Annotated in this window: 22 protein-coding genes; 9 read left to right on the forward strand and 13 right to left on the reverse strand. The window is 74.6% G+C overall.

What is annotated here, in order from left to right:
- Positions 1-232: 232 nt before the first annotated feature.
- Positions 233-1,543, reverse strand: a complete 1,311-nt coding sequence (locus tag ABIB16_RS07175; RefSeq protein ID WP_041104434.1) for an MFS transporter — start codon at positions 1,541-1,543, stop codon at positions 233-235.
- The gene (locus tag ABIB16_RS07180; RefSeq protein ID WP_282963269.1) at positions 1,540-2,202 is read right to left on the reverse strand and encodes a flavin reductase family protein; all 663 of its coding nucleotides are present in this window, start codon (positions 2,200-2,202) and stop codon (positions 1,540-1,542) included. The genes ABIB16_RS07175 and ABIB16_RS07180 overlap by 4 nt, the downstream gene beginning before the upstream one ends.
- Before the next feature lie 102 nt (positions 2,203-2,304).
- Here ABIB16_RS07180 and ABIB16_RS07185 point away from each other — a divergent pair, with 102 nt between their 5' ends.
- Complete coding sequence (locus ABIB16_RS07185; protein WP_041104439.1) at positions 2,305-2,982, forward strand: GntR family transcriptional regulator; 678 nt, start codon at positions 2,305-2,307, stop codon at positions 2,980-2,982.
- A gap of 40 nt (positions 2,983-3,022) precedes the next feature.
- Here ABIB16_RS07185 and hutG read toward each other — a convergent pair whose 3' ends face one another.
- The 7 genes from hutG to ABIB16_RS07220 form a co-directional block, all read right to left on the reverse strand.
- Positions 3,023-4,069 (reverse strand): formimidoylglutamase, encoded by a 1,047-nt coding sequence (hutG, locus tag ABIB16_RS07190; protein WP_134416799.1) that lies wholly within the window; start codon positions 4,067-4,069, stop codon positions 3,023-3,025.
- A gap of 74 nt (positions 4,070-4,143) precedes the next feature.
- Positions 4,144-4,659 (reverse strand): CoA-binding protein, encoded by a 516-nt coding sequence (locus tag ABIB16_RS07195; RefSeq protein WP_282963270.1) that lies wholly within the window; start codon positions 4,657-4,659, stop codon positions 4,144-4,146.
- Positions 4,660-4,662: 3 nt separating this feature from the next.
- The gene (locus ABIB16_RS07200) at positions 4,663-6,033 is read right to left on the reverse strand and encodes an O-acetylhomoserine aminocarboxypropyltransferase/cysteine synthase family protein (RefSeq protein WP_354436159.1); all 1,371 of its coding nucleotides are present in this window, start codon (positions 6,031-6,033) and stop codon (positions 4,663-4,665) included.
- Between the two features lie 222 nt (positions 6,034-6,255).
- Positions 6,256-7,188 (reverse strand): hypothetical protein, encoded by a 933-nt coding sequence (locus ABIB16_RS07205; protein WP_354436160.1) that lies wholly within the window; start codon positions 7,186-7,188, stop codon positions 6,256-6,258.
- A 209-nt stretch (positions 7,189-7,397) separates the two neighbouring features.
- Positions 7,398-7,934, reverse strand: a complete 537-nt coding sequence (locus ABIB16_RS07210) for a metallophosphoesterase family protein (RefSeq protein WP_354403252.1) — start codon at positions 7,932-7,934, stop codon at positions 7,398-7,400.
- 8 nt (positions 7,935-7,942) lie between these two features.
- Entirely contained in the window at positions 7,943-8,749 is an 807-nt protein-coding gene (locus ABIB16_RS07215; RefSeq protein WP_354403253.1) for a DUF1648 domain-containing protein, read from the reverse strand.
- Positions 8,750-8,758: 9 nt separating this feature from the next.
- Entirely contained in the window at positions 8,759-9,643 is an 885-nt protein-coding gene (locus tag ABIB16_RS07220) for an EamA family transporter (RefSeq protein ID WP_354436161.1), read from the reverse strand.
- Between the two features lie 197 nt (positions 9,644-9,840).
- Here ABIB16_RS07220 and ABIB16_RS07225 point away from each other — a divergent pair, with 197 nt between their 5' ends.
- From ABIB16_RS07225 to ABIB16_RS07250, 6 genes are all read left to right on the forward strand, one after another.
- On the forward strand, positions 9,841-11,223 hold the full coding sequence (locus ABIB16_RS07225; RefSeq protein ID WP_084776571.1) for an acyl-CoA dehydrogenase family protein: 1,383 nt from the start codon (positions 9,841-9,843) through the stop codon (positions 11,221-11,223).
- Positions 11,220-12,599, forward strand: a complete 1,380-nt coding sequence (locus ABIB16_RS07230) for an MFS transporter (protein ID WP_354436162.1) — start codon at positions 11,220-11,222, stop codon at positions 12,597-12,599. Before ABIB16_RS07225 ends, ABIB16_RS07230 begins: the two co-directional genes overlap by 4 nt.
- The gene (locus tag ABIB16_RS07235) at positions 12,596-13,969 is read left to right on the forward strand and encodes an LLM class flavin-dependent oxidoreductase (protein WP_354436163.1); all 1,374 of its coding nucleotides are present in this window, start codon (positions 12,596-12,598) and stop codon (positions 13,967-13,969) included. The genes ABIB16_RS07230 and ABIB16_RS07235 overlap by 4 nt, the downstream gene beginning before the upstream one ends.
- Positions 13,970-14,077: 108 nt before the next feature.
- Positions 14,078-14,956, forward strand: a complete 879-nt coding sequence (locus tag ABIB16_RS07240) for a siderophore-interacting protein (RefSeq protein ID WP_061867576.1) — start codon at positions 14,078-14,080, stop codon at positions 14,954-14,956.
- Positions 14,957-15,094: 138 nt separating this feature from the next.
- On the forward strand, positions 15,095-15,892 hold the full coding sequence (locus tag ABIB16_RS07245) for a hypothetical protein (protein ID WP_354436164.1): 798 nt from the start codon (positions 15,095-15,097) through the stop codon (positions 15,890-15,892).
- 51 nt (positions 15,893-15,943) lie between these two features.
- Positions 15,944-17,233, forward strand: coding sequence for a M20 metallopeptidase family protein (locus tag ABIB16_RS07250; protein ID WP_237069330.1), 1,290 nt, complete (start codon positions 15,944-15,946; stop codon positions 17,231-17,233).
- Here ABIB16_RS07250 and acs read toward each other — a convergent pair.
- A complete protein-coding gene (gene acs, locus ABIB16_RS07255) occupies positions 17,182-19,386 on the reverse strand; it encodes an acetate--CoA ligase (protein WP_354436182.1) in 2,205 nt (734 codons plus the stop codon). The genes ABIB16_RS07250 and acs overlap by 52 nt on opposite strands.
- 211 nt (positions 19,387-19,597) lie before the next feature.
- Here acs and ABIB16_RS07260 point away from each other — a divergent pair, with 211 nt between their 5' ends.
- On the forward strand, positions 19,598-20,854 hold the full coding sequence (locus ABIB16_RS07260) for an acyl-CoA dehydrogenase family protein (RefSeq protein ID WP_061867573.1): 1,257 nt from the start codon (positions 19,598-19,600) through the stop codon (positions 20,852-20,854).
- Between the two features lie 31 nt (positions 20,855-20,885).
- On the opposite strand, the gene ABIB16_RS07265 is transcribed toward ABIB16_RS07260, so the two are convergent.
- From ABIB16_RS07265 to ABIB16_RS07275, 3 genes are read right to left on the reverse strand one after another with little or no spacing between them, the layout of a single operon-like run.
- The gene (locus ABIB16_RS07265) at positions 20,886-21,752 is read right to left on the reverse strand and encodes an ABC transporter permease (protein WP_049147884.1); all 867 of its coding nucleotides are present in this window, start codon (positions 21,750-21,752) and stop codon (positions 20,886-20,888) included.
- Positions 21,749-22,768, reverse strand: a complete 1,020-nt coding sequence (locus ABIB16_RS07270) for an aliphatic sulfonate ABC transporter substrate-binding protein (protein ID WP_061867572.1) — start codon at positions 22,766-22,768, stop codon at positions 21,749-21,751. The genes ABIB16_RS07265 and ABIB16_RS07270 overlap by 4 nt, the downstream gene beginning before the upstream one ends.
- Complete coding sequence (locus ABIB16_RS07275; protein WP_061867571.1) at positions 22,765-23,613, reverse strand: ABC transporter ATP-binding protein; 849 nt, start codon at positions 23,611-23,613, stop codon at positions 22,765-22,767. Before ABIB16_RS07275 ends, ABIB16_RS07270 begins: the two co-directional genes overlap by 4 nt.
- Before the next feature lie 513 nt (positions 23,614-24,126).
- On the opposite strand from ABIB16_RS07275, the gene ABIB16_RS07280 reads away from it, so the two are divergent.
- Positions 24,127-25,548, forward strand: a complete 1,422-nt coding sequence (locus tag ABIB16_RS07280; RefSeq protein WP_061867570.1) for an LLM class flavin-dependent oxidoreductase — start codon at positions 24,127-24,129, stop codon at positions 25,546-25,548.
- Positions 25,549-25,562: the final 14 nt, after the last annotated feature.

The following is a 25,562-nucleotide window of genomic DNA, read 5'->3' on the forward strand; positions in this document are numbered from 1 at the left end:
GCTCTCCCGCCCGGGCGGCGACGCCCGCGCGGTGTGCTCGACGCTGTTCCCCCGGGCGGGGCCCCCCCCCCCCCCCCCCCCGCCCCCCCCCCCGGGGGGCCCCCCCCCCCCCCCGGCCCCCCCCCCCCCCCGGGGGCCCCCCCCCCCCGGGGGGGCCCCCCCCCCCCGCGCCCCCCCCCACCACTCTGTGTGTGGAGGGGGCGGCCTGCGGGTCGGGTCGGTTGGCCCCGGCTCAGGCCGCCAGGTCCACGTCCTTCGTCTCCTTCATGAACAGGCCGGTCAGGCCGGTGAGGCCGCCGACCACCATGAGGTAGATCGGGAACGCGCTGGTCCACCCCTGCGCCGTCAGCCACGTGATCAGGTACGGCGCCGTGCCGCCGAAGATCGCGGTGGCCAGTGAGAGCATGGTGGCCACGCCCTTGGCGCGCACCGCCGTGGGCAGCGCCTCGGACCAGACGGCGCCGTTGACGCCGAACAGCAGCGCCACCGCCAGCAGGGCGATGGTCTGCACGAGCAGGAACGAGGCGAAGGTGCCGTCCAGCATGCCGAACAGCGGGAACGGCAGCACCACGAAGAGCAGGCCGAAGGCGATGACCAGCGGACGGCGGCCGACCCGGTCGCCCAGCAGGCCCGCCCCGAGGATGGCGACCAGGAAGATCACCTGGGCCACGAGCGAGGCCGAGAGGGTGGTGGACTTGTCCATCTGATGGGCCACCTGCGCGTGCGTGGGCAGGTAGATCAGCCACGTGTAGAACATCAGGGAGCCGCCCGCGGAGACCAGGAAGATCGTCAGCAGGCCGCGCCACACCGCACCCGGCTCCCGGCGGGGGGCGTCGTCGGCGGTGGGCACCACCTGCTGCGCCGCCGTGAAGTGCTCCGACTCCGTCAGGCTCCGTCGCAGGTACAGCGCGTAGAGGCCGAGGACGCCGCCGATGCCGAACGCCACGCGCCAGCCCCAGGACGCCACCTGCTCGTGGGAGAGCAGCGTGTTGACGGCCAGGCCCACGAGTGTCGCCAGGATCGTGCCCACCACCACGGACACCCACGACGTCGCCCCGAACAGCCCGCGCCGGCCCTGCGGCGCCCGCTCCACGAGGTAGGTCACGGAGGTGCCCATCTCGCCGCCGTGCGCCAGGCCCTGCAGCAGACGGGCGATGACGAGGATCACCGAGGCGAGGACGCCCACCGTGCCGTAGGTGGGGGTGAAGGCGATGATCAGGCTGCCGAGCGCGGTGATCATCATCGCCGCGAAGAGGCTGCGCTTGCGGCCCACCCGGTCCGCGTAGGCGCCGAACACGTAGCCGCCGATGGGGCGGGCGACGAAGCCCACCGCGAAGACGGCCAGGGTGGCGAGCAGCTCGGAGGTGGGGTTGTCCGCGTGGAAGATCTGCGCCGCGAAGACCGGGGCGAAGATCGTGTAGACGTTCCAGTCGTACCACTCCAGCGCGTTGCCGAAGTTCACGGCCAGCATGTCCTTCAGGCTCCGGGGGCGGGCCCCGGGCACGGGAGCGGGCCGGGCCGCACCGGTGGCCGCGGTGCTCATGACCGCCCCTCGAGGCCGGCCTGGGCATCGCCGTCGGCGCCGGGCACCCGCATCTCGAAGGTCTCCCGCACCACGGTGTAGTCGAAGTAGCCCAGGCGGGCGATCGGCTGGATGCGCGGGATGTCGAGGCGGCCGTCGGAGGTGATGACGTCGTCGTCGATGTGGATGGTGTCCACGTGGGCGAAGACCACGTCGATGGTGCCGACGTTCGAGTCGCCCTTGATGCGGTGCGTCGAGTGGTAGCGGCACTCGAAGCGCACGGGGGACTCGGCGACCATCGGGATGGGGTGGTTGTCCGCGTAGACCTTGGTGACGCCGTGCTCCGCGATGCTGTCCCACTCGCTCTCGCCCGGCTCCAGGGCCATGGCGGAGACGTTGACGGCCTCGCGCAGGTCGTAGGTGGCCATGTTCCACACGAACCAGCCGGTCTGCTCCGCGTTGAGGACGGTGTCCTTGCGGCGTCCGTCCGGGTACTGGTTCGCGGAGAACATCACCATGGGCGGGTCGAAGGTGAGGTTCTGCCACTGGCTGTAGGGGGCGATGTTCTCCCGGCCGTCCGTGCTCACGGAGGACAGCCAGCCGATGGGCCGCGGCACGGTGGAGCTCTTGAAGGGGGAGAAGGGCAGGGGGTTGGCCTCGTGCTGCGGGCGGTACTTCACGGGTCCTCCATGTGATGCCGGTAACAGGATGTGGGCCACGCTACGCCGCATATTCCGGATATATCAAGGGGGTGCGGGAAGATGACTGCCTAGGCTGGGCCCATGAACAAGTCGGAGGAGGCCTACGCCCGCCTGACGCAGAAGATCGAGACCGGGGAGCTGCCACCGGGCGCCATCCTCAGCGAGGCGGCCCTCATCGACGCCGCCGAGACGGGGCGCACGCCCCTGCGCGAGGCCGTGCAACGCCTCATCCGAGACCACTGGCTCCTGGCCGGTGGGGGACGTGGCCTGCAGGTGCCCCCGATCTCCGTGGACGACCAGCTGGAGAGGCTGGAGGTGCGGCGGTCGCTCGAGGCGCTGGCCGTGGGACTGGCCTGCGCACGGGCGGACGAGGAGCAGCTGGCCGCCGTCGCAGCCCACGTGCGGCACCTGCGCACGGTGGAGGACCTGCCGGCGTACGTCGCCGCCGTCGGGCGCTCGCACGAACTCCTGCGCACGATCGCGAACAACCGCTATCTCGCCGATTCCCTGGTCCCGCTCCAGGGGCTGTGCCGCCGGTTCTGGCTCGCCACCACGAAGGGCCTGCCCGACGAGGTCGAACGCGGCCGGGCGTTCTACGTCCCGGCGCTGGAGGCGGTGACCCGGAGGGACTCGGCAGGAGCCCGGGCCGGGGTGCTGGCCCTGCACGACTTCCTGGCACGCTCGGCACTGGACTACGCCGCCCGACGCGCGGCCCACGGCAGCGCCGAGCCCCCGGCCCCGTGGGCGGAGGGACGCTGACGCCCGCGGCCCCCCGCGCCGGAAGGGACCCCCGGCCCGCTCAGGCCAGCAGCGACGCGTCCGTCCGGTGACGGCTGACGATCGTGTGGATCAGCCGGGCCGCGGCCTTCGCCGTGCGGCCGTCCACGTCCAGGGCGGGGTTGAGCTCCACGACGTCGGCCAGGGCCAGCTTCCCGGACTGGGTGGCCTCCAGCGCGCACGCGTGGATCACCTCGTACGGCACGCCGAAGCCGGCCGGTGCGCTCACCCCCGGGGCGACGGCGGCCGGCAGCACATCCAGGTCGATCGTCAGGTAGAGCACGTCCACCGCGTTGATGAACGAGCGCACCCAGCGGCGGACGCCGGTGACGTCGGCGGTCTGGGCCTGCTCGTCGGTCACCCACGTGACCCCGCGTTCGCGCGCGGTGTCGAACAGGGCCCGGGTGTTGTTGGCCTCGCTGATGCCCACCACCGCGTAGGAGAGCTGATGCTCCGCCCCCTCGGCGTCCCGCAGCGCCTGCAGGAACGGGGTGCCGGAGCTGGGCCGCGGCGCCTCGCGCAGGTCGAAGTGCGCGTCCAGGTTGAGGATGCCCACGCGCGTGCCCGCGCCCACGCGCGTGGAGCCGGTCAGGCCCGTGATCGAGGCGTAGGCGGTCTCGTGTCCGCCGCCGAGCACCACGGCCAGGTCGTGGGCGTTCAGCAGCCCGCTGACCACCGTGCCCAGCTCGGCCTGGCCCGCCTCGAGCTCGCCCGGGGCGTCGTCGTCGCCGCGGTCCACGGACACGTCGCCCGCGTCCACGAGCGCGCCCGTGCCCTCGAGGTACGCGAGCGAGGCGAGCGCACCGCGCAGCGCCTCCGGGCCGTCCTCGGCGCCCACGCGGCCGTGGTTCCGGCGCACGCCCTCGTCCGAGGCGAAGCCGACGAGCGCCGTGGACCGCGCGCCCGACGTCGGAGCGCCGGCACCGGGGTGGCGCTGCGTCGTCGTGGGCTCGCCGCGGCCGTCGGCGGGGCGGACGACCTGGTGCCAGCGCAGGTGCTCGGGGGTGTCGCCGTCGGTGCGGCCGGTCCAGGCGGGGGAGAGGGACGAGGAGGGGAGCTCGGAGGTCATGGGCCCATCCCACGCCATCGACGGGCGGGTGCGCAACGAGGGCCGGACGACGCCCGACACGGGGCGTCGTCCGCCTAGCGGTCCAGTTCCTGGCGCCGCGAGCTGATCACGCCGGTGACGAAGCCGGCGAGGTTGAGCCCGCCGTGGAAGCGGGCGTGCTCGATCTTCACACAGCGGTCCATCACGACCTCCAGGCCCGCGGCCTCGGCCTGACGCGCGGCGTCCTCGTTCCAGATGCCCAGCTGCAGCCACACGGTCCGGGCGCCCACGCGGGCGGCGTCCGCCACCACCTCGGGGGCGTCGGAGGACTTGCGGAACACCTCCACGAGGTCCGGGGTGACGGGCAGGTCGTCCAGCGAGGCGTACACGCGGTGGCCGAGGATCTCCTTGCCGGCCGCGGCGAGCACGGGATTGACGAAGTAGACGTCGTACGTGGTCGAGCTCAGCAGGTACGTGGCCACGAAGTACGACGCACGGGCCGGCTTGTCCGAGGCGCCGACGATCGCGATCGACCGGGTGCGCCGCAGGATCGCCAGGCGCTCGGGGGCGCCGGGGCCGGTCCAGGTGCGCTCGGGGTGGGCGGTGCTCATGGCTCAGGCCTCCTGCTCTGCGGGAACGACGGCGCCGTCGCGGGTGCGGCCGGTGGCCTCGGTCAGGGCCTGGTCCAGGTCCCAGAGGATGTCCTCGAGGTCCTCGATGCCCACCGAGATGCGGATGAGGTCCGCCGGGATGCCCGCGGCCACGAGCTGCTCGGCGGTGAGCTGCTGATGGGTCGTCGTGGCGGGGTGCAGCACCAGCGTCTTCGCGTCGCCGATGTTGGCCAGGTGGGAGGCCAGCTGCAGCGCGGAGATGAAGCGCGACGCCGTCGCACGCCCGGCCTCCGGACCGGAGGCGCCGTCGTCGGTGTCCGTGGCCGCCGGGGCCACGCCGAAGCTGAACACCGAGCCGACGCCCCGGGGCAGCAGCTGCTGCGCGCGGGCGTGGTGCGGGTGGTCGGGCAGGCCGGCGTAGCGGACCCAGGAGACACGCGGGTCCTCGTCCAGCCACTGCGCCACGGCCTGCGCATTCGCCAGGTGGGCGTCCATGCGCGGGGCCAGCGTCTCGACGCCGAGCAGCAGCTGGAACGCCGACTGGGGGGCCAGCGACGGGCCGAAGTCGCGCAGCTGCTCCGAGCGGAGCTTGGTGAGGAAGCCGTACTCGCCGAAGTTGCCCCACCAGGAGACGCCGCCGTACGAGGGCACGGGCTCGGTCATCGACGGGAACTTGCCGTTGTCCCATGGGAAGCGGCCGGACTCCACCACGACGCCGCCGAGCGTGGTGCCCTGCCCGCCGAGGAACTTCGTGGCCGAATGGATGACGATGTCCGCGCCGTGCTCGATCGGCCGGATCAGGTAGGGCGGGGTGAGGGTCGCGTCCACGACGAGCGGCACGCCGTGCCGGTGGGCGACGTCGGCCAGGCCCGGCAGGTCCACGACGTCACCGGAGGGGTTGGCGACGATCTCCGTGTAGACGGCCTTGGTGTTGGGCTGGATGGCGGCCTCGAAGTCCGCGGCCTCGGTGGAGTCCACGAACGTGGTCTCGACGCCGAACCGGCGCAGGGAGACGTCCAGCTGGGTGATCGTGCCGCCGTACAGCTTGGAGGACGCCACGATGTGGTCGCCGGCCCCGGCGAGGGCCGCGAAGGTGACGAACTCGGCGGCCATGCCGGACGCCGTCGCGACGGCGCCGATGCCACCCTCCAGCGTGGCGACGCGCTCCTCGAAGGCGGCGACCGTGGGGTTGCCGATCCGCGAGTAGATGTTGCCGTACTTCTGCAGCGCGAAGAGGTTCGCGGCGTCCTCGGCGGACTCGAACACGAAGGAGCTGGTCTGGTGGATCGGCACCGCGCGGGAGCCGTGGACGGCGTCCGGGACGGCGCCCGCGTGCAGCGCCTGGGTGCGGAAGCCGAACTCGTGGTCAGCCACGGGGGTCCTTTCGATGGAGGCTTCGGGACAGTCCGCCCCATTGTCCCGGGCGAGGCGCGCCGGGGGCAGGGTGGGCACGTCGCAGAGCGTCACGCGGCGCAGGCCGGTGCCGTGCAACGCGGGTTGAGTTATCACCGGTTACGCGGGCCTGGACCCGTGACAACTCAACCCGCGTTGGACGGGACCCGTGACAACTCAACCCGTGTTGGCCGCGGGGGCGGATCAGCGCGTGCGGGCGAGCCGACGCCGGACCAGCCCCACGATCCGCCCGAACCCAGCGCGCTGGTCCTCCCAGGTGCAGCGCAGGGTCGTCCATTCCCGCTCGAGGCAGTACGCGTCCCGACGGGCGTCCCTCGCCTGCTGCTGAGCCGTGCGGTGGCCGGCGCCGTCGTACTGGAGGGCCAGGCGCGCCGCCCGGTACCCGAGGTCCACGACGGGCGAGGCCGGGTCGGCCGGGTCGACAGCGACCTGCAGCTCCGGCTCCGGCAGCCCGGCCCGGATCAGCGCGAGCCGGAGGAAGGTCTCGGGCGGGGAGTCGGCCCCGACGCGCACCTCGGCCAGCGCGGCACGTGCGAGACGGACACCCGGCCGGCCACGGCAGCGGGCGAGCACCTCCGACAGCCCGGGCACGGTGGCCACGGGGTGCGCCCGGCCCGTCGGCGTCCACGGCGGACACACCAGGTGGTCGCCGGCCGCGATGAGCCAGTCCACCTCGTGGGGGCGGAGCATCCCGGCGAGGTCGAACCAGGTGCGCGCCGCCGTCGTGACGCGCTGGCCGTCGGGAAGCTCGAGCACGTGGTCGGAGGGCAGTCGCACCCGGTGGCTGACGACGCCGCCCAGGTCGGTCCGGTGCGTGCGCGCGGACCGGTCGAAGGTCAGGTGCAGTCCGGCTGGCCGCGTGAGGCGGGGCGGCAGCGGCAGTCCGTGCCAGAGGGCGGCAGAGACGTGGGAGACCACCCCGCCCGTGAGGCGGACCAGCGCGGCCGCGCCGTCCGGGGCGCACGGGTCGGGGATGCCCGCGGTGTGCACGCCGCGGCAGATCCGGGCGAGGTCTGCCGCGAGGGTGCGGCGCCACGGCAGGCCGGCGGCGTGCAGCTCGGCCGTCGTGAAGGCGCCCGCGGCGAGGGTGGACGGCAGGGGCGTGCGCGCGGTCATGGGGTGAGCCTGCCGCCCCCGGGCCCTGCGACGGACCGGACCGACGCGCCCTGGGGAGGGCCGCCGTCGTCGTGGTGGCTGTGCAGGAGCGGCCGACCCGCCGGTCATGGTGGCACCGGCGCGACGCGGGTTGAGTTATCACGGGTGCAAGCCGCCTGGACCCGTGATAACTCAACCAGCGTTGCAGGGGGGAGCGGCCGGCCCGTCGGTCACGGCGTGCGGTCCACGGACACCAGCTCCACGTCCTCGAGCCGCCCGTCCCGCACCACCGCGCGCATCAGCGTGCACACCGGCTGCCGCCGCCGGTCCGTGCAGGAGCCGGGGTTGAGCAGCCGCAGCCCCGGGTTCGCGGTCTCCGGCCCGGCCACGGTGTCCCACGGGATATGGCTGTGCCCGAAGACCAGCACGTCCGCGTCCGGGAACGCCGCGGCCATGCGGCGCTCGCGGCCGGCCGCCGGGCCCGTCTCGTGGACCATCGCGATCCGCACCCCGCCGATCTCCACGCGCGCCACCTCGGGCAGCCGCGCCCGCAGCCCCGGCCCGTCGTTGTTGCCCCACACGCCCACCAGCCGGGCGGCCCGTGCGTCGAGGTCGTCGAGCACGTCCTCGGTCACCCAGTCGCCGGCGTGGAGCACGACGTCGGCCCGCGCCACCTCGGCCCGCACCTGCGCGGGCAGGGCACGGGCACGCCGCGGGATGTGGGTGTCGGCGATCAGGAGCAGGCGGACGGCGACGTCGTCGGGCACGGTCCGCCTCACCGCGCGGCGAACGCGCTGAGCCAGAGCGCCAGCGGCAAGCCGACGATGAACACGGCCACGAATCCGCGCACCAGCCACCGGCCCGCCGGGGTGGCGAGGTTGACCGTCACACCCACGCCGTAGCCGGGGCGTTTGGCGGGGAAGACGGCCGGGTCCTCGGGGTCGCGCTTGAGCCCCAGGGGCGTCCACACCTCGTCCTCGGCGCGTTCCGCGGCCGTGGGCCGGTACCCGAGCTCCGCCGCGACGCGGTCCGACCAGCGCGTCCACCGCTGAATGCCGGCCCGCATCGTCGGGAAGATGCCCACCATGAGCACGGTCAGCGTGAGGGGCAGGACCCACCACGGCATTGCCCACGCCCCGGCGGCGAGCACCTCGACCGTCGTCGGGACCAGCACCAGCACGATGAGCACGCACGACCACCCGAGGCACTCCTGGACCCCGCGGTGCACCCCCGCCTGGCGCACGCGCCGCCACGGGGACAGCCCCGGATCCGTGGGGACGAGGACGGTGACCATCGCGGAGACCAGGGCCAGGAACCCCGTCACGCCGAGGCCGATCAGCGGCCCCGTCGCCACCGTGCCGAACGAGGCGTCCTCCCACGCATCCGGCCGCCCGTCGACGCCCCAGTGCGTGGGCACCCGCTCCGGCAGGCCCGGCAGGGCGACGAGGGCCCACCCCAGCAGCGCCAGGCACAGTGCGGCCGCGAGCAGGAACGGCAGCCCCGGACGCAGCCGGCCACGGCGCAGGGCGGCGCACTCGGCGGCGGGGACGTCGTCGGGAGTGGGACGGGACGGGTGGGGCATCGACCCAGGCTAGCCTCGGCCCCCGCCCGCCACACCCGGTGACCGGCTCGTCCAGACGGCGGCCGCGCACGCCGCGATCACCAGCAGCATCCCCGCCAGGTCCAGCGGGGTGAGCTCCTGCCCGCGCACGGCCCACGCGGTCAGCGCCGCTGCGATCGGCGAGAGGCACGTCAGCAGGGAGAACAGCGCGGTCGGCATGCGGCGCAGCACCTGCAGGTCGATCCCGTACGGCACCGCCGTGGACAGCAGCGCCACGGCCAGTCCGACGCCCAGCACCACGGGGGAGAGCAGGGCCGCCCCCGCCGTCGTGACGCCGACCGGCAGCGCGACGAGGGACCCGGCGGCCGTCGCCAGGGCCAGCCCCTGCACCCCCGGCAGGTGGAGCCCCGCGCGCCGCGAGAGCAGGATGTACCCCGCCCAGCACGCCGCCGCGGCCAGCGCGAGCGCCACCCCCACCGGGTCCAGCCCCGCCCCGCCGATCCCGCCGTCCGCGCTGAACCCCTCCCGGCCGAGCACCCCGATCCCGACGAGCGCGAGGGCGGCCCACGCCGCCGACCGCCACGACGGCCGCGCCGCCACGGACAGCGCCAGCGGCCCGAGCACCTCGAACGTCACGGCCACGCCCTGCGGGATCCGCGCGAAGGCCTCGTAGATGGTCAGGTTCATGCCGGTCATGGCCGCCCCCAGCCCGACGACGGCGGCCCACCCCCGGGGGCCCAGGCCGGCGAGGGCGGCGCGGCTCGGCCGGGTGACGAGCAGCAGCACGGCCGCGGAGAACACCACGCGCAGGGCGACCATCGCGGATGCGCCGACGTCGTCGAACAGCAGGCCCGCCACGGACGCGCCGAGCTGCTGGCTCAGCAGCGAGAGCAGGACGAGCAGGACGAGACGCACGGGCTCAGCCTAGGGGCGCGCCGCGCCACCCCGGCCCCAGCCGGCGCCCTCCCCGCGCCCGGCCCGCCGAATGTGACCGCGGCCGGCACACGGCCCCGGCGCCGCTCCTAGCGTGGGCCTCCACACGACCCAGCGACCCCCACGACCCGCGGCACCGCGCCCGGCGGGGTGCCCGCCTCCGGACCGAGGAGATCGACATGCCGCTCACCGACCCGACGGACGCGTCCGCGCCGCCCGCCGCCGTGCCCACCCCGCTCGGCACCGTCCCCCCGTTCGTGCGCCCCGCCGACCTGCCCCGCGACCTGGCCGGCCTGCGCCGGCACTTCGCCCCGGTGTTCGCACGGATCGCCGACGGCTCCCGCGAGCGCGACCGCCGCCGGATCCTCCCGTTCGAGGAGGTCCGCGCCCTCAACGAGGCCGGCTTCGCCACGCTGCGGGTCCCCGCGGAGGCCGGCGGGCCCGGTGTGGACGTGCGGACCGCCGTCGCCCTGCTGATCGATCTGGCGGAGGCGGACGCGAACGTCGCGCACCTCTACCGCTCGCACCTGGGCTTCCTCGACTCCCTCCGCTTCCAGCCCGCCGCCGTCCGCGAGCGCTGGCATGCCCGGATCCTGGCCGGCGCCACGGTCGGCAACGCGTCCACCGAGAAGGGCGGCAACGCGCTGGGCACGCTCAACACGGTCCTCACCCCGGCGCCCGTGGGCGACGGACCGTGGACCCTGACCGGCACCAAGTTCTACGCGACCGGCTCGATCTTCTCCTCGCACACGCGCGTCTCGGCCGCCCAGACCGACGCGGACGGGCGCCCGGCTCCGGGCCGGCGCTTCGCCGTCGTGCCGGTGGAGGCCCCGGGCGTGCGGCTGGACGACGACTGGGACGGCTTCGGCCAGCGCCTGACCGGCACGGGCACCGCGGTGTTCGACGGCGTCGCCGTGCCGCCGCAGGACGTGCTCGACCGTGTGCCCGGCAGTGCCGAGGCCGTCTACGAGGCGGCGTGGTTCCAGCTCATCCTGCTCGCGGTCCTCGCCGGGATCGCCCGGGCGGCCCGCCGGGACGCCGCCGACGCCGTGGCCGCCCGCGTGCGCACCTTCAACACGGGTCTGGGCCTGCCGTTCCGGGAGGACCCGCTGATCCAGGAGGCCGTCGGACGGATCGCGGCCAAGGCGTTCACGGCCGAGGCCGCGGTGCTCTCGGCGGCGGACGCCCTGGACGCGGCGCTCGCGGATCACGACGCCGGCCGCACCGGCTCCGGCGCCCCCGAGGAGGTGCCCGCCTCCTTCACGTGGGCCGAGCTGGCGGTGGAGCACGCCCAGGTGACCGTCCCGGAGCTGGCCCTGGGCGCCGCCCAGGAGCTGTTCCTCACCGGCGGGGCCTCCGCCACGAGCACCGCCAAGGGCCTGGACCGGCACTGGCGCAACGCGCAGACCGTGGCCACGCACAACCCCATCGCGTTCCGGGCCCGGGCGATCGGCGACTACTGGATCAACGGCACCGTGCCCGAGGGCCTCAACGCGATCGGTGACGCCCCGGCCGCCTCCGCGCCCGTCGGTGCCGACGCCCCCGGGGAGGCCGCCCGATGAGCTCCCTGCGCACCCACCGTCGCCGGGCCGCGCTCGGATCGTTCATCGGCACCACCATCGAGTGGTACGACTTCTACCTCTACGGCCTGGCCGCCGCGCTCGTGTTCAACGTGCAGTTCTTCCCCGGTCAGACCGCGTTCGGGGCGACCCTCGCCTCGTTCGCCACGCTCGCCGTCGGCGTCGTGCTGCGCCCGCTGGGCGGGATCGTGGCCGGCCACTTCGGGGACCGTGTGGGCCGCAAGGCCCTGCTGGTCATCTCGCTGCTGCTGATGGGCGGCGCCTCGATGCTCATCGGCGTCCTGCCCACGTTCGCCCAGGCGGGCTGGTGGGCGGTGGCCGGGCTCGTGCTGCTGCGCTGCCTGCAGGGTGTCTCGGCCGGCATGGAGTGGGGCGGGGCCGCCCTGATGTCCGTGGAGCACGCCCCCGCGGGCCGGCGCGGCCTGTTCGGCTCGTTCACGCAGGTCGGCTCCTCGGCCGGCATGCTCCTGGCCACCGGCGCGTTCTCCCTGGTCAAGCTCGTCACCACCGACGAGCAGTTCGCCGCGTTCGGCTGGCGCCTGCCGTTCCTCGCCTCGGGCCTGCTCGTGGTGGTCGGCCTGGCCATCCGCCTCGGCGTCGAGGACTCGGTGGAGTTCCGCGTGCACCGGGAGGCGGGGACCGTCAGCCGCGCGCCCGTCGTCGAGCTGCTGCGCCATCACGCCCGCCCCGTGCTCGTCACCGCCGGCCTCCGTCTGGGTCAGAACGGCCTCTACTACCTCGTCACCGCGTACCTGGTGAGCTACCTCGTGCTCCGCGGCGCCGACGACGGCGTCCTCGTCTCCGCCATCATGGTCGCCTCGGCCATCGGGCTGCTGAGCACCCCCTTCTGGGGCGCGGTCTCGGATCGCGTGGGCCGTGCCCGGGTGTCCCGGGCCGGGTACGCGCTCACGGCGGTGGCGGGCTGGGTGCTGTTCGCCGTCGTGGACGCGGGCGCGCTGGCGGTGCTGCCGCTCGTCGTCGTGCTGGTGATCAACGTGGCCCACGACAGCGTCTACGGTCCGCAGGCCGCGTGGTTCGCCGAGCAGTTCCCGGTGCGCGTGCGGTACTCGGGCGTGAACCTGGGCTATCAGCTCGGCACGGTGGTGGGCGGCGGGTTCGCCCCGTTCATCGCGGCGCTGCTGTACGAGGTCGGCGGCCACACGCCGTGGCTGATCGCCGCGTACCTGACGCTGCTGGCCACGCTCTCGCTGATCGCCACGCGCTTCGCCCGCGACCCCGTGGCCCGCCCCGAGACGGACCTCGTGGCCGACGACGCCGCCATCCTGGCCGCACAGGCGGACGGGCCGGCCGCCGTCGTGCCGGCCGACCATGCCCCCGTGACCCTGGAGACCCGATGACCGCGACCCCCGCCCCCACCCCGTTCATCCTCAGCGCGTTCGACATGGTGACGCCCGTGCACCAGTCGCCCGGGCTGTGGCGGCACCCCGAGTCCCGCGCCCACGAGTTCGACCGGCTGTCCTTCTGGACGGACCTGGCCCGCACCGTGGAGGAGGGCGGGTTCACCGCCGTGTTCCTCGCGGACATCCTCGGGCTCTACGACGTGCACGGCGGCGGCGTGGACGCCACGGTGCGCGGCGGCGTGCAGTGGCCGCTGCTGGACCCGTTCACGGTGGTCTCGGCGATGGCCGCCGTCACCGAGCGGGTGGGCTTCGGCGTCACCGCGTCCGTCACCTACGAGCAGCCCTACCTGCTGGCGCGCACGCTGACCTCGCTGGACCACTTCACGGACGGGCGCATCGCATGGAACGTGGTGACCGGCTACCAGGACTCGGCCGCACGCAACCTCGGCCTGGACCGGCAGCCCGGCCACGACGAGCGCTACGACCGGGCCGACGCCTACCTCGACGCCATGTACCGCCAGTTCGAGGGGTCCGTGGAGCGGACCGCCGTCGTGGCGGACCGCGAGTCCGGGGTGTTCGCGGACCCGGCGAAGGTGCACCCGATCGGCGTGGAGGGCCCGCACGTGCGCCTGCCCGGCGTCGCGCTCGCGCACCCCGGGCCGCAGGGCACCCCGTTCCTGTTCCAGGCCGGCGCGTCCTCGCGGGGGCGACGGTTCGCGCTCGAGCATGCGGAGGCGGTCTTCTACATCGGCCCGACGACGGCGCACGTGCGGCGGTTCGTCGAGCAGACCCGCGAGGGCCTGCGGGAGACCGGCCGCCCCGAGGACGCGATCCGCGTGCTGGCGATGGTGACCGTCGTCGTCGCGGACACGGACGAGGAGGCGCAGGCGCGGCTGGCCGCGTACCACCAGCACGTGGACGTCGAGTCCGCGCTCGCGCTGTTCGGCGGCTGGACGGGGGTGGACCTGTCCGGCCTGGACCCGGACGCCGAGCTGGAGCACGTGGAGAGCGAGGCCTCCCGGACGGCGCTGGCCGCGTTCACCACCCAGTCGCCGGACCGCCGCTGGACGGTGCGCGAGGTGGCGGAGTTCGTGAGCGTGGGCGGGCGAGGGCCGGTGATCGTGGGGTCCCCGGCCACCGTGGCGGACGAGCTCGAGCGCTGGCACCGCGAGACCGGCGTGGACGGCTTCAACATCTCCGCGGCCGTGCGCCCGACGGACCTCGAGCGGTTCGCCCGGCTCGTGAGCCCCGAGCTGCGGCGGCGCGGCGTGCTGCGTGAGCCCGAGGCGGGGCGGACCCTGCGCGAGAACGTGGCCGGCGCGGGACCGCTGCTGCCCGAGGACCACCGGGGGGCCCGGTTCCGCTGACCCCGAGGCCGCGGAAAACGTCACGCTGACGTGCGCTAATCCGCCTCGTCGTGGGAGAGTGGGGGACGCGCGCCCGCGCAGAACCCGCCCCGACCCCAGGAGGCCCGCATGGCCCGGCCCCAGACCGTCCTCACCGTGGTGGCCGCCCGTCGGCTCACCCCGCACCTCGTGCGCCTGACCCTCGGCGGCGAGCAGTTCGACGCCGTCCATGCCCGCTGGGCGGAGAAGGGCGCCACGGACCCTTACGTGAAGCTGCTCTTCGCCGACCCCGCGCTCGGCCTCGAACCCCCGTACGACCTGGACGCCCTCCGCGAGCGCCTCGCCCCGGAGCAGCTGCCGGTCCGCCGCACCTACACGGTGCGTCGCATGGACGCGGCCGCCCGCACCATGGACGTCGACTTCGTGGTCCACGGCGCGGACGACGACGGCGCCGCCCTCGGGCACGACGGCGGCCTGGCCGGGGCGTGGGCGGCGTCCGAGCCGGTGGGGCAGCAGGTCGCGTTCCTGGGTCCCGGCGGCGCCTACCGGCACGACCCCACCGCCGACTGGCACCTGCTCGCCGGTGATGAGGCCGCCCTGCCGGCGATCGCCGCCGCCCTCGAGGACCTCGCCGCCACGGACGCCGCGGCAGCCGGCGTCGCGCTGATCGAGGTGACCGACGCCCGGGACGAGGTGCCCCTGACCGCGCCGGCCGGCGTCGAGGTGCGCTGGCTGCACCGCGGCGGCCCCTTCACCCCGGAGACGACGCGGTTCGCCGCCGCCGTCGAGGACGCGGCGTGGCGGGACGGACGGGTGCACGCGTTCGTGCACGGCGAGCGGGAGCAGGTCAAGCGCGTCCGGGCGTACCTCACGGACGTGCGCGGTGTGGACCGGCGGCAGCTGTCGGTGAGCGCGTACTGGGCCTACGGCCGCGCCGAGGACGTGTTCCAGGCGGAGAAGCAGACCCCGGCGGGGCAGATCTTCGAGGACGGCACCACCGGCGGCTGACCTGCACAGGATCGGCACAACCGCAGCCTCGCTGTCCTTTAGGGCATGACGGGCCAGGGGTGGCGTGAGAGGGTCGACGGGACATCGTCCGGCGGTCCCCGGCCGCCGGCACGTCCGCACCTCTGTGAAGGAGTCCCCATGAAGACGCCCGCACGCCTCGCCGCCGGCATGCTCGCCGCCTCCGGTCTGCTGCTCACCGGCTGCGCCTCCGACCCGACGCTGGACGAGAGCTGGCCCGAGGTCCGCCAGAAGGTCGTGGATGCCGAGAGCCTGCGCCTGAGGATGGAGGGCACCGCCGCCGACAAGGAGGAGGACAAGGACGACGCGTCGGCCTCGGCGTCGCCCTCCGCCTCCCTGGGCACGGACGCCATCCAGTCCGCGAACGTGGACCTCGCCGGCGCCACCGACGACTCCCACCTCAAGGGCACCATGAACATGGACATGGGGGCGGCCACCATGGCCATCGAGGTCCTGCGCCGGGACGCCGACGTGTTCTTCAAGCTCCAGGCCGACGGTGACGACCTGCCCCAGGAGATGGGCATGTTCTCCACCCTCGTGGGCGACCGCTGGATCAAGACGAGCGCCGATCAGGCCGCGCAGATGGACATCTCACTGGAGGAGATCATGTCCGACCTCGAGGAGGACATGCCCGCCGCGGACGCCTTCGACGGCAAGGACCTGAAGGCCGAGGAGGTGGAGCTCGAGGGCAGGAAGTACCTCAAGTACGCGCTGCCCGAGGAGCACCACGAGTTCGGCCGGACGATGCTGATCGACCCGGAGAGCACGACCCTCTACCGTCTCGAGGACGTGAACTCGGAGGACGAGGACGTGGACGCGAACGCCACCTTCACCGAGTGGAACGCGGTCGAGGCGCCCGAGGCCCCCGCCTCGGAGGACGTCTTCGACCTGACCGAGCTGCAGGAGCTGGCCGGCTGACCCGCTGCGCGATCCAGGTGGGCCGGCGGGGCGCCACGGCATGATGTCCTCATGGACCGCACCGCCCCCACTCCGCCCGTGAACGCCCTCGCCCAGGACCTGCCGGAGGACATCGCCCGGGAGGCGATCGCCTTCCGCCGCCTCCTCCACGGGCATCCGGAGCTGGACCTGCACCTGCCCCGCACTCAGGCCGCCGTCCTCGAGCGGCTCGAGGCCCTGCGCGCTGAGGCGGGGGAGGATGCCGCCACCGGCCGCCCCGCGCTGGAGACGGGCGTCGGCCGGGCGCTGAGTTCCGTCGTCGTGGTGCTGCGCGGCGGGGCCCCGCTGCCGGAGGGGGCCCGGCGGCCGGTCGTGCTGCTGCGGGGGGACATGGACGCCCTGCCCGTCACGGAGGAGACTGGGCTGGAGTACGCCCCCTCGGTGCCGGGCACCATGCACGCCTGCGGCCACGACCTGCACACCGCCGGCCTCTACGGCGCGCTGGCCTGGCTGGTGCGCCGTCGCGGGGAGCTCACCGCCGACGTGGTGGCCATGTTCCAGCCCGGGGAGGAGACCGGCGGCGGCGCCCTGCACATGATCCAGGAGGGGCTGCTGGAGGCGGCCGGGCGGTCGGTGGACGCCGCCTACGCGATCCATGTCTCCTCGGGCACATACCCGCGCGGCGTCCTGCTCAGCCGCCCGGGGGCGATCCAGGCCGGCTGCGACGACCTGGTGGTGACGGTGCACGGTCGAGGCGGGCACGGCTCCGTGCCGCACCTCGCCCAGGATCCGGTGCCCGTGGCCGCCGAGATGGTGCTGGCGCTGCAGTCCGTGGTCACCCGGCAGTTCGACGCCTTCGACCCGGTGGTCGCGACCGTCGGGCACCTGAGCGCCGGCACGGCGGCCAACATCATCCCGGACAGCGCCACCCTCGCCTTCACCCTGCGGACCTTCTCCGCGCCCGCCCGAGCCCGGCTGCTCTCGGCCGTGGAGCGCATGGTGCACGGGATCGCCGCGGCGCACGGCATGAGCGCACAGGTCCGGACGGACTGCGCGTTCCCGGTGACGGCCAACGACGCGGACGCGGTGGCCTTCGTCCGCCGGACCGTGGAGGACCTCTACGGGGCCGACGCCTACCGGGAGCTGCCCGAGCCCGAGCCCGGCAGCGAGGACTTCTCCGAGGTCCTCCAGCGGGTGCCCGGCGCCTACGTCCTGCTCGGGGCGGTCCCGGAGGGCGTGGACCCGGACGAGGCCCCGGTCAACCACTCCCCGCAGGCCGTGTTCGACGACGCCGTGGTGCCGCGGGCCGCTCAGGTGCTGGCCGAGCTGGCGCTGCGGACGGCGCCGGTGCCGGCGTCCTGAGCGCGGCGGCGGGCCCGGAGCACCTCGGCGATCTGCCCGACGCACGGCTCGTTCTGCAGGCTCGTGGTGTCCCCGAGCGCGGTGCCCTGGTGCAGCTGCGTCAGCAGCCGCCGCATGATCTTGCCCGAGCGGGTCTTGGGCACGTCGGGGACGAAGACCACCTCGGCGGGCTTGGCCACCGGCCCGATCACCCGCCCCACGTGCCGCCGCAGCTCCTCGGCGCGGTCGGCGGCGGAGGCGCCGGGGCCGTCGTCGCCGGCCAGCCAGCCCTCGTGCGCCACGACGAAGGCGACGGCGGCGTGCCCGGTGGTCTCGTGCGGCACGGGGCACACCCCCGCCTCGATCACCTCCGGGTGCGCCACGAGGGCGGACTCGATCTCGATGGTGCTCAGCCGGTGCCCGGAGATGTTGATGACGTCGTCCACGCGCCCGAGGATCCAGACGTCGCCGTCCTCGTCCCGCTTGGCGCCGTCGCCGGCGAGGAACCAGCCCGCCTCGCCCTGGTCCGCGTAGTCCTCCCAGTACGAGTGGAAGTAGCGGGCCGGGTTCTGCCACACGGTCCGGGCCATCGACGGCGAGGTGCGGGTGACCACGATCCGACCCTGCAGGCCCTCGGGCGTGGGGGCGCCGTCGTCGTCGACCACGGCCACGTCCACCCCCGGCAGGGGCCGGGAGCCGCAGCCCGGCTTGAAGGCCGTGTCCGTGGGGCGCGGGGAGAGCACGGTGGCGCCCGTCTCGGACTGCCACCACGTGTCCACCATCGGCAGGTCCGGGGTGTCCCGGCCGATCTGGGTCCGCGCCCACGTCCAGGCCTCCGGGTTCACGGCCTCGCCCACGGTCCCGATCAGGCGGATCGAGGACAGGTCCGGGCCGCCGTCCGCGTGCGCCGGGATCCCGTCCGGATGCCAGCCCTTGAGCGAGCGGATCAGGGTGGGCGCCGTGTAGTAGCTCGTCACCCGGTAGCGCTCGATCACCTCGAAGTGCCGGCCCGGGTGCGGGGCGTTCGGCACGCCCTCGTAGATCACCTGCGTGACCCCGTTCGAGAGCGGACCGTAGATCTCGTAGGTGTGCGCGGTGACCCAGGCCAGGTCCGCGGTGCACCAGTGGACGTCGTCGTCGCGCCGTGCCGGGTCCGGGTGGGAGAACAGGAAGTCGTGCGTCCACGAGGCCGCGGCGAGGTACCCGCCGGAGGTGTGCACGAGCCCCTTGGGCTGTCCCGTGGTGCCGGAGGTGTACATGATGAACAGCGGGTGCTCCGCGTCGAAGGCGCGCGGGGTGTGGGTGTCCGGCTGGCGGTCCACGACGTCGTGCCACCACAGGTCCCGGCCCTCGGTCCACGGGATGTCCCGGTGGCCCGTGCGGTCCAGGACGAGGACGTGCTCGATCGCGTTGTCCCCGGACACGGCCTCGTCCGCGTTGGCCTTCACGGGGACGGCGGCACCGCGGCGGAACTGGCCGTCGGTGGTGACGAGCAGCTTGGCGCCCGTGTCCTCGACGCGGAACCGCAGCGCCTCCGCCGAGAACCCACCGAACACGAGCGAGTGCACGGCGCCGATCCGCGCGCACGCCAGCGTGATGACGATCGTCTCGACGAGCACGGGCAGGTACACGACGACGCGGTCGCCCGCCTCGATGCCCAGCTCCTCGAGGGCGTTCGCGGCCTGGGCGACCTCGCGCTGCAGCTGTGCGTAGGTGACGGCGCGGCGGTCGCCGGGCTCGCCCTCGAAGTACAGGGCGACCTTCTCCCCGCGCCCCGCCGCCACGTGCCGGTCCACGCAGTTCACGGCCACGTTCAGGGTGCCGTCCTCGTACCAGCGGATCTCCGGGCCGCGCTCGGCGGCCGGGTCCGGGGCGGTGAGGGAGCGCGTCCGGGTGAAGGGCCGCTCCCAGCTCAGACGTCGGCCGGCCGCCTCCCAGAACGCGAGCCGGTCCGACTCGGCCACCGGGCGGCCGTCGCCGCGCCCGCCGTGCAGCCGGTCCGCCGGGCGGCCGGGGTGGACGTCCGGGTCGGCGGCGTCGACGAGCGCCTGCGGGAGGGGGCCGGGCAGCGTGGCGAGGGCCGCGGCGGGCACGCCGTCGTTCGGTCCGCGGACGGCCCCGGAGGCGCCCTCCTCGGCCGGGTCGGGGCGGGCGGGGTCCTCGGTGGGCGTCATGGGCGGCGGTTCCTCCTGGTCGGCGGGTCCGACCAGGGTAGGGACGCCGACGACGACGCCGCGCCCGCCGTCGTCACCGGCGGTCATGCTCGGCCCGCCGGATCCCCGCGCGCGCCCGGCGCGGGCCAGGGCGACGGCGGCCGGTGTGGACCCCGTCCCACGGCCGGGGCGTCCCGGCCGCCGGGCCGCCCGCGCGTGTCAGAGTAGGTCCATGACCACCTACGCCACCCTCGCCGCCCGGTACGCCGACGCCTTCGACTCCGTCGCCCACGGCGAGCGGGCCCGCGAGGCGGGCCGGCACCTGCCGTTCGCCGCCCTCGGGGAGCTGCAGGCCGCCGGGTTCGGCAAGGTCGGCGTCCCCGTGGACGCGGGCGGCGAGGGCGGCGGCAGCGAGACCGTGCTGCGCCTGCTCATGGACCTGGCCGCCCGGGATGTGAACACCGCGCACGTCTGGCGCTCCCACCTCGTGTTCATCGCCACGGCCATGGACCAGGCGCCCGCCCGCCGGGAGCGGTGGCTGCGGCACATCGTGGCGGGGGACTGGGCCGGCTCCGCGCTGGCCGAACGCGCCGGCGGGGCCGCGCCGGGCCGTGCCGCCACCCTGGCCAGCCGGGACGAGGGCGGCACCTGGGTCGTGCGGGGGCAGAAGTACTACGCGACCGGCTCGGCGTTCGCCACGTGGACCGCCGCGACCGTGGGCATCGAGGGGGCGGACCTCGTCTCGCGCCGGAACTCGAAGCGGGCCGGGGGTGCGGTCCGCGAGCCGGACCGAGCCGTCGCCGTCGTGCGCGTGCGTCAGCCGCGCGTGGGCATCAAGGACGACTGGGACGGGTTCGGCCAGCGCCTGACCGCCACCGGGTCCGTGGTGCTCGACGACGCCGCGGCCGAGGAGCTGCTCGAGGTGCCGCGGCAGGACGGGCCCGTGCCCGTGCTCATGGAGGCGACCCTGCTGGCGCTGCAGGCCGGGATCGGCCGGGCGGCGCTCACGGAGGGCACGCAGCTGCTGCGGCAGCGGCGCCGCACCTTCAACACCGGCACGGCCGCGCTGCCCAAGGACGACCCCCAGCTCCTCGAGATCATGGGGCAGCTGGCCGGGCGGCAGGCCGCGGCCGAGCTGATGGTGCGCGAGGTCGGGCGTCTGCTCGACGAGGGGGAGGACGGCGCCCACGGGGCCGGCCCGGCGGAGGCCGACGTCGCGGCGGCGTCCGCCGAGGCGATGGCGGCCGCGTACCGGGCCCAGGCCGTGGTGCCGGAGGCCGTCCTCGAGGTGTGCACCCGCATCTTCGACACGCTCGGCGCGTCGGCGACGTCGGCCACGCTGCGCCTCGACCGGCACTGGCGCAACGCCCGCACCCTCGCCACCCACGACCCGGCGGCGTTCAAGGTGCGCATGGCCGGCGACTGGCTCGTGAACGGCACCCCGCCGACCGCCTACACGTCGGCCGGCGAGGTCCCCGAGGGGGACTGACCCGACGACCGGGCGGCCGGACGTGCCGGGCTCAGGCCCAGCGGCGCAGGGCCCGGCGCTCCAGCAGGCCGAGCAGCCAGTCGGTGAGCTTGCCGAGCACGGCGAGCAGGATGATCGCCAGGATCAGGCGGTCCGTGCGTCCGTTGTTCTGCGAGTCGGTGAGCAGGAAGCCCAGGCCCATCGAGGAGGCGATCAGCTCCGCGGCCACCAGGAACAGCCAGGCCTGGGCCAGGGCCAGCCGCAGGCCGGAGAACACGGCCGGCACCACGGCGGGCAGCTGCACCGTCCGCAGCAGGGACAGCCCGTGGTAGCCGAAGGCCCGACCGGCCTCCACCAGGTGCGGGTCCACATGGCGCAGGGCGGCGTAGACGGTGGTGAACACCGGGAAGAACGCGCCGATCGCGATGAGGGTGACCTTGGACTCCTCGCCGATCTGCATCCACAGGATCAGCAGCGGCACCCAGGCCAGCGAGGGCACCGCGCGCAGCGCCCCGATCAGCGGGGCGAACAGCGCGTCCGCCCACCGGGACAGCCCGAGCGCGGACCCCACGGCCAGCCCGAGTGCGGCGCCGAGCAGGAAGCCCAGCAGCACGCGCTGGGTGGAGATCCCCACGTGCAGCCACAGGTCGCCCCGCTCCAGCAGGTTGACGCCGGCGCTCAGCACCGCGCCGGGGGAGGGCAGCTGCACCGCGGAGAGCAGCCCGGCGGCCGTCACCGCCCACCACAGCATCAGGAGGACAGCGGGCGCGGCCAGCCCCACCACCGCCCGGGCGCCGGGCCGGTCCAGCACCCGGGGCCGCTGCCGTCGGCGCGCCCCTGTGTCGCCGTCGTCGTGACCCGACCGCTCGCGCGCCTCGGGGCCCGTCGTCGCGGCGGGGGTGGTCAGGGCGGTGCTCATCGGATGGCCTCCTCGGCGAAACGGGTGTCCAGGATGCTCGCCAGCGCGGCGTCCACCTGGTGCTGGTAGTCGACGGACCCGGTGCCGACCAGGATCCGTCCGACCCCCGTCAGGGCGTCGAGCAGCTCCTGGCCCGGCACGGGGCTGACGTCCGCGTTGGTGCGTTCGAGGATCACGGTGCGGGCGACGTCGGGAGAGATCTTCGCGGCCTCGGCCAGGATCCCGACGGTCTCGTCCGGGTGCTCGAGCGCCCAGGCGCGGGCGCGTTCGTACGTGTCCAGGACGGTCTGGGCGGTCTCCGGGTCCTCCTCGAGGAAGGACTCCGTGGCGTTGAGGACGGAGAACGTGTTCAGGGCGAGGTCCCGGTACAGGAAGCGGGCGCCCTCGGCCTCGGCCTTCGCCATGATCGGGTCGAGCCCGGACCACGCGGCCACCGATCCGCCGGCGAGGGCGGCGCGGCCGTCGGCGTGCTGCAGGTTCTGGATCTCGACGTCGGCCGGGTCCACCCCGGCGGCCTCGAGCGCCTGCACGGCGAAGAAGTACGGGTCCGTCCCGCGCGTGGCGGCCACCGTGCGGCCCGCGAGCTGGGCGACGTCCGTGATGTCCGAGCCGGGCGGGACCATGAGCGCGGACCACTCCGGTCGCGAGGCGACGCCCACGATGCGCGTGGGGGCTCCGTTGGCCCGGTTCAGCAGCGCGGCCGAGCCGGCCGTCGACCCGATGTCCACGGAATTCGAGCGCAGGAGCTCGTTGGCCTTGTTGGAGCCGGCGGAGAACACCCAGTTCACCCGGACGCCGCGGGGCGCGAGCGTCTCCTCCAGCCATCCCTGGTGGCGGATCACGAGGGAGAGCGGGTTGTAGGTGGCGTAGTCGATGCTCAGCGTGTCCGGACCGTTCACCGGCCCGGTCGTCGCCTCACCCTGCAGGACGCATCCGCTCAGGCCCAGGGGCAGGGACGCGGCCAGCAGGCCGAGCGCCGTGCGACGGGTCAGGCGTGCGGAGCCGGCGCCGCTCATCGGGCGTGGCTCTCGACGCCGAGGCCCTCGAGGAGCTCGGCGCGCAGCCGGGCCAGGCGGACGTCCGCGCGGTCGCGGGGACGGGCCCCCGGCACGTCCACGATCCGCCCCACGGTCGCTCCGGGGCGGGCCCCGCCGTCGGGCGCGGGGACGTCACGGGCGAGCAGCAGCACGCGGTCGGCGAGCTGCAGGGCCTCCTCCACGTCATGGGTGATGAGCAGGACGGTGGTGCCGGTGGCGGCGTGCACGTCCAGCAGCAGGTCCTGCATCTTCAGGCGCGTCAGGGCGTCGAGGGCGCCGAAGGGCTCGTCGAGCAGCAGCACGCCGGGGCGGCGCGCCAGGGCGCGGGCGAGCGAGGCCCGCTGGGCCATGCCGCCGGAGACCTCCCGGGGGCGGTGCTCCGCGAAGGGCGCGAGGCCCACGAGCTCGAGCAGCTCCTGCACGCGGTCCCGGCCCGCGGCGCGGTCCAGCTCCCGGGGCAGGCCGAGTTCCACGTTGCGGCGCAGGGTGCGCCAGGGCAGCAGGCGCGGCTCCTGGAAGCCGACGGCGGTGCGCTCGTCGTAGGGTCGCACGGGCGAGCCGTCGATCAGCAGCTCTCCGTCGAAGTCCGGGTCCAGGCCGGCCACGGCGCGCAGCAGCGTGGACTTGCCGCAGCCGGAGGCGCCGATCACGGCGAGCACCTCGCCGGGCGCCACGGTCAGGTCCACGTCGCGCAGGACGACGCGTGGTCCGTCCGCGGTGGGGAACGTGCGCCCGACGCCGCGGAAGACGACGTCGAGGCTGTGGCGGTCCTCGTCCCGGACCGGGGTGGAGGCGGTGGCACGGGAAGGCGCGTGCACGCTCATGGAGGGCTCCCATCGTCGCTTCGTCGTCGGTGTCGGACGGATACGGATGCCAGTAGACCACCGCGGGCCCGGTCGGCCGCGCGGTCGCCCGGCCGCCGGCGCCGGAGGGTCACACGGGCGTCACACCGGGGGCGCCGGGCCCCGCGCCGATCCCGCGCCGAGCCGGCGCCGAGCCAGCGCCGAGCCAGACGTTTCGGTCGTCTCCGTAGGGTGGAGGCAGCAGATTTCTCTGGCTCAGCGCTGGGGTGTCACTGGCTCAGCGCTGGGACGTCACTGGCTCAGCGCTGGGGTGCCGCTGGGCTGCCGCAGGGCCGCCACCCGCGGACGTGTCCTCCGTCACGGTCAGGGCATGTCACGAACCGGGCGCCGCACGCGTGGCCGGGCCCGGCGGGGCCGTCATGAACCCCTGGGCCGGACCGGCTTCCACCGCCGGCCGCGTCGGCGTTGCATGGTGCGGAACCGTCGCCCGCCCGGCCGCGCCCCTGCGACCGGGCGGCCCTGGAAAGGAGACCCATGAGCACCGCCGAGAACGCCGGGGCCGGAGCACCCACCCGCCCGGACGAGCACCGCGAGATCCTCTTCAACGCATTCGACATGAACTGCGTCGCCCACCAGTCCCCGGGTCTCTGGCGTCACCCCGACGACCACGCCCGGGACTACAACACCCTGGGCTACTGGACGCACCTGGCGCAGACGCTGGAGAAGGGCCTGTTCGACGGCCTGTTCATCGCCGACGTCCTCGGCCCGTACTCCGTGTACGGCGGCACCTCCGAGGCCGCCATCAGGACCGGCGCGCAGACCCCCGTGAACGACCCGTTCCTGCTCGTCTCCGCGATGGCCGCGGTCACCGAGCACCTCGGCTTCGGCGTCACCGCCGGCACCGCCTACGAGCACCCCTACCCGTTCGCCCGCCGCCTCGCCACGCTCGACCACCTCACGGGCGGCCGCGTGGGCTGGAACGTGGTCACCGGCTACCTGCCCTCCGCCGCCCAGAACATGGGCCAGGACGACCAGATGGAGCACGACGAGCGCTACGAGCACGCCGACGAGTACCTCGACGTCGTCTACAAGCTCCTCGAGGGCTCGTGGGAGGACGACGCCGTCGTCTACGACAAGGAGTCCGGCGTGTTCGCGGACCCGGCCAAGGTCCACGACATCGCCCACCAGGGCCGGTACTTCACCGTGCCCGGCCACGCCGTCACCGAGCCGTCCGTGCAGCGCACCCCCGTGATCTACCAGGCCGGCGCCTCGACGCGCGGCCGCGCCTTCGCCGGCAAGCACGCCGAGGCCGTGTTCATCAACTCCCCCACGAAGGAGCTGGCGGCCGCCACCGTGAAGAAGATCCGCCAGGCCCTGGTGGACGCCGGCCGTGACCCGTACGACGTGAAGATCTTCGCGATGCAGACGGTCGTCACCGGGGCCACCGACGAGGACGCGCGAGCCAAGTACGACGACCTGGCGCAGTACGTGGACCCGCTGGGCGGCCTCGTGCTCATGTCCGGCTGGATGGGCATCGACCTGTCCCAGTACGACCTGGACGAGCCGATCGGGGACGTGAAGTCGAACGCCATCCAGTCCACCGTGGAGACCTTCCAGAAGGCCTCCGGCACGGACGAGGAGTGGACCGTGCGCAAGCTCGCCGAGTGGGTGGGCATCGGCGGCTTCGGCCCCGTGATCGTGGGCGGCGGCGAGTCCGCGGCCCGCCAGCTCGTCGAGTGGGCCGACGAGACCGACGTGGACGGCTTCAACCTCGCCTACCACATCACCCCGGGCACCTTCGAGGACGTCGTGGAGTTCGTGGTGCCGGAGCTGCAGAAGCTCGGCCGCTACAAGACCGCGTACACGGACGGCACGCTGCGCCACAAGCTCTTCGGCCGCGGCGACCACCTGCCGCAGAACCACCACGGCGCATCCTTCGCCCTGCGCCGCCGGTAGGGTGACGCCAGTGG

Source organism: Micrococcus sp. UYEF5 (assembly GCF_040546065.1).
Lineage (GTDB): Bacteria > Actinomycetota > Actinomycetes > Actinomycetales > Micrococcaceae > Micrococcus > Micrococcus luteus.

Bases quoted from the DNA above. Each gene is read 5' to 3' on its own strand.
- ABIB16_RS07275 (WP_061867571.1), bottom strand. From the start codon at position 23,613: ATGAGCGTGCACGCGCCTTCCCGTGCCACCGCCTCCACCCCGGTCCGG.
- ABIB16_RS07265 (WP_049147884.1), bottom strand. From the start codon at position 21,752: ATGAGCACCGCCCTGACCACCCCCGCCGCGACGACGGGCCCCGAGGCG.
- ABIB16_RS07280 (WP_061867570.1), top strand. From the start codon at position 24,127: ATGAGCACCGCCGAGAACGCCGGGGCCGGAGCACCCACCCGCCCGGAC.
- hutG (WP_134416799.1), bottom strand. From the start codon at position 4,069: ATGACCTCCGAGCTCCCCTCCTCGTCCCTCTCCCCCGCCTGGACCGGC.
- ABIB16_RS07215 (WP_354403253.1), bottom strand. From the start codon at position 8,749: ATGCCCCACCCGTCCCGTCCCACTCCCGACGACGTCCCCGCCGCCGAG.
- ABIB16_RS07270 (WP_061867572.1), bottom strand. From the start codon at position 22,768: ATGAGCGGCGCCGGCTCCGCACGCCTGACCCGTCGCACGGCGCTCGGC.
- acs (WP_354436182.1), bottom strand. From the start codon at position 19,386: ATGACGCCCACCGAGGACCCCGCCCGCCCCGACCCGGCCGAGGAGGGC.
- ABIB16_RS07245 (WP_354436164.1), top strand. From the start codon at position 15,095: ATGAAGACGCCCGCACGCCTCGCCGCCGGCATGCTCGCCGCCTCCGGT.
- ABIB16_RS07195 (WP_282963270.1), bottom strand. From the start codon at position 4,659: ATGAGCACCGCCCACCCCGAGCGCACCTGGACCGGCCCCGGCGCCCCC.
- ABIB16_RS07175 (WP_041104434.1), bottom strand. From the start codon at position 1,543: ATGAGCACCGCGGCCACCGGTGCGGCCCGGCCCGCTCCCGTGCCCGGG.
- ABIB16_RS07240 (WP_061867576.1), top strand. From the start codon at position 14,078: ATGGCCCGGCCCCAGACCGTCCTCACCGTGGTGGCCGCCCGTCGGCTC.
- ABIB16_RS07225 (WP_084776571.1), top strand. From the start codon at position 9,841: ATGCCGCTCACCGACCCGACGGACGCGTCCGCGCCGCCCGCCGCCGTG.
- ABIB16_RS07185 (WP_041104439.1), top strand. From the start codon at position 2,305: ATGAACAAGTCGGAGGAGGCCTACGCCCGCCTGACGCAGAAGATCGAG.
- ABIB16_RS07250 (WP_237069330.1), top strand. From the start codon at position 15,944: ATGGACCGCACCGCCCCCACTCCGCCCGTGAACGCCCTCGCCCAGGAC.
- ABIB16_RS07260 (WP_061867573.1), top strand. From the start codon at position 19,598: ATGACCACCTACGCCACCCTCGCCGCCCGGTACGCCGACGCCTTCGAC.
- ABIB16_RS07230 (WP_354436162.1), top strand. From the start codon at position 11,220: ATGAGCTCCCTGCGCACCCACCGTCGCCGGGCCGCGCTCGGATCGTTC.
- ABIB16_RS07235 (WP_354436163.1), top strand. From the start codon at position 12,596: ATGACCGCGACCCCCGCCCCCACCCCGTTCATCCTCAGCGCGTTCGAC.
- ABIB16_RS07205 (WP_354436160.1), bottom strand. From the start codon at position 7,188: ATGACCGCGCGCACGCCCCTGCCGTCCACCCTCGCCGCGGGCGCCTTC.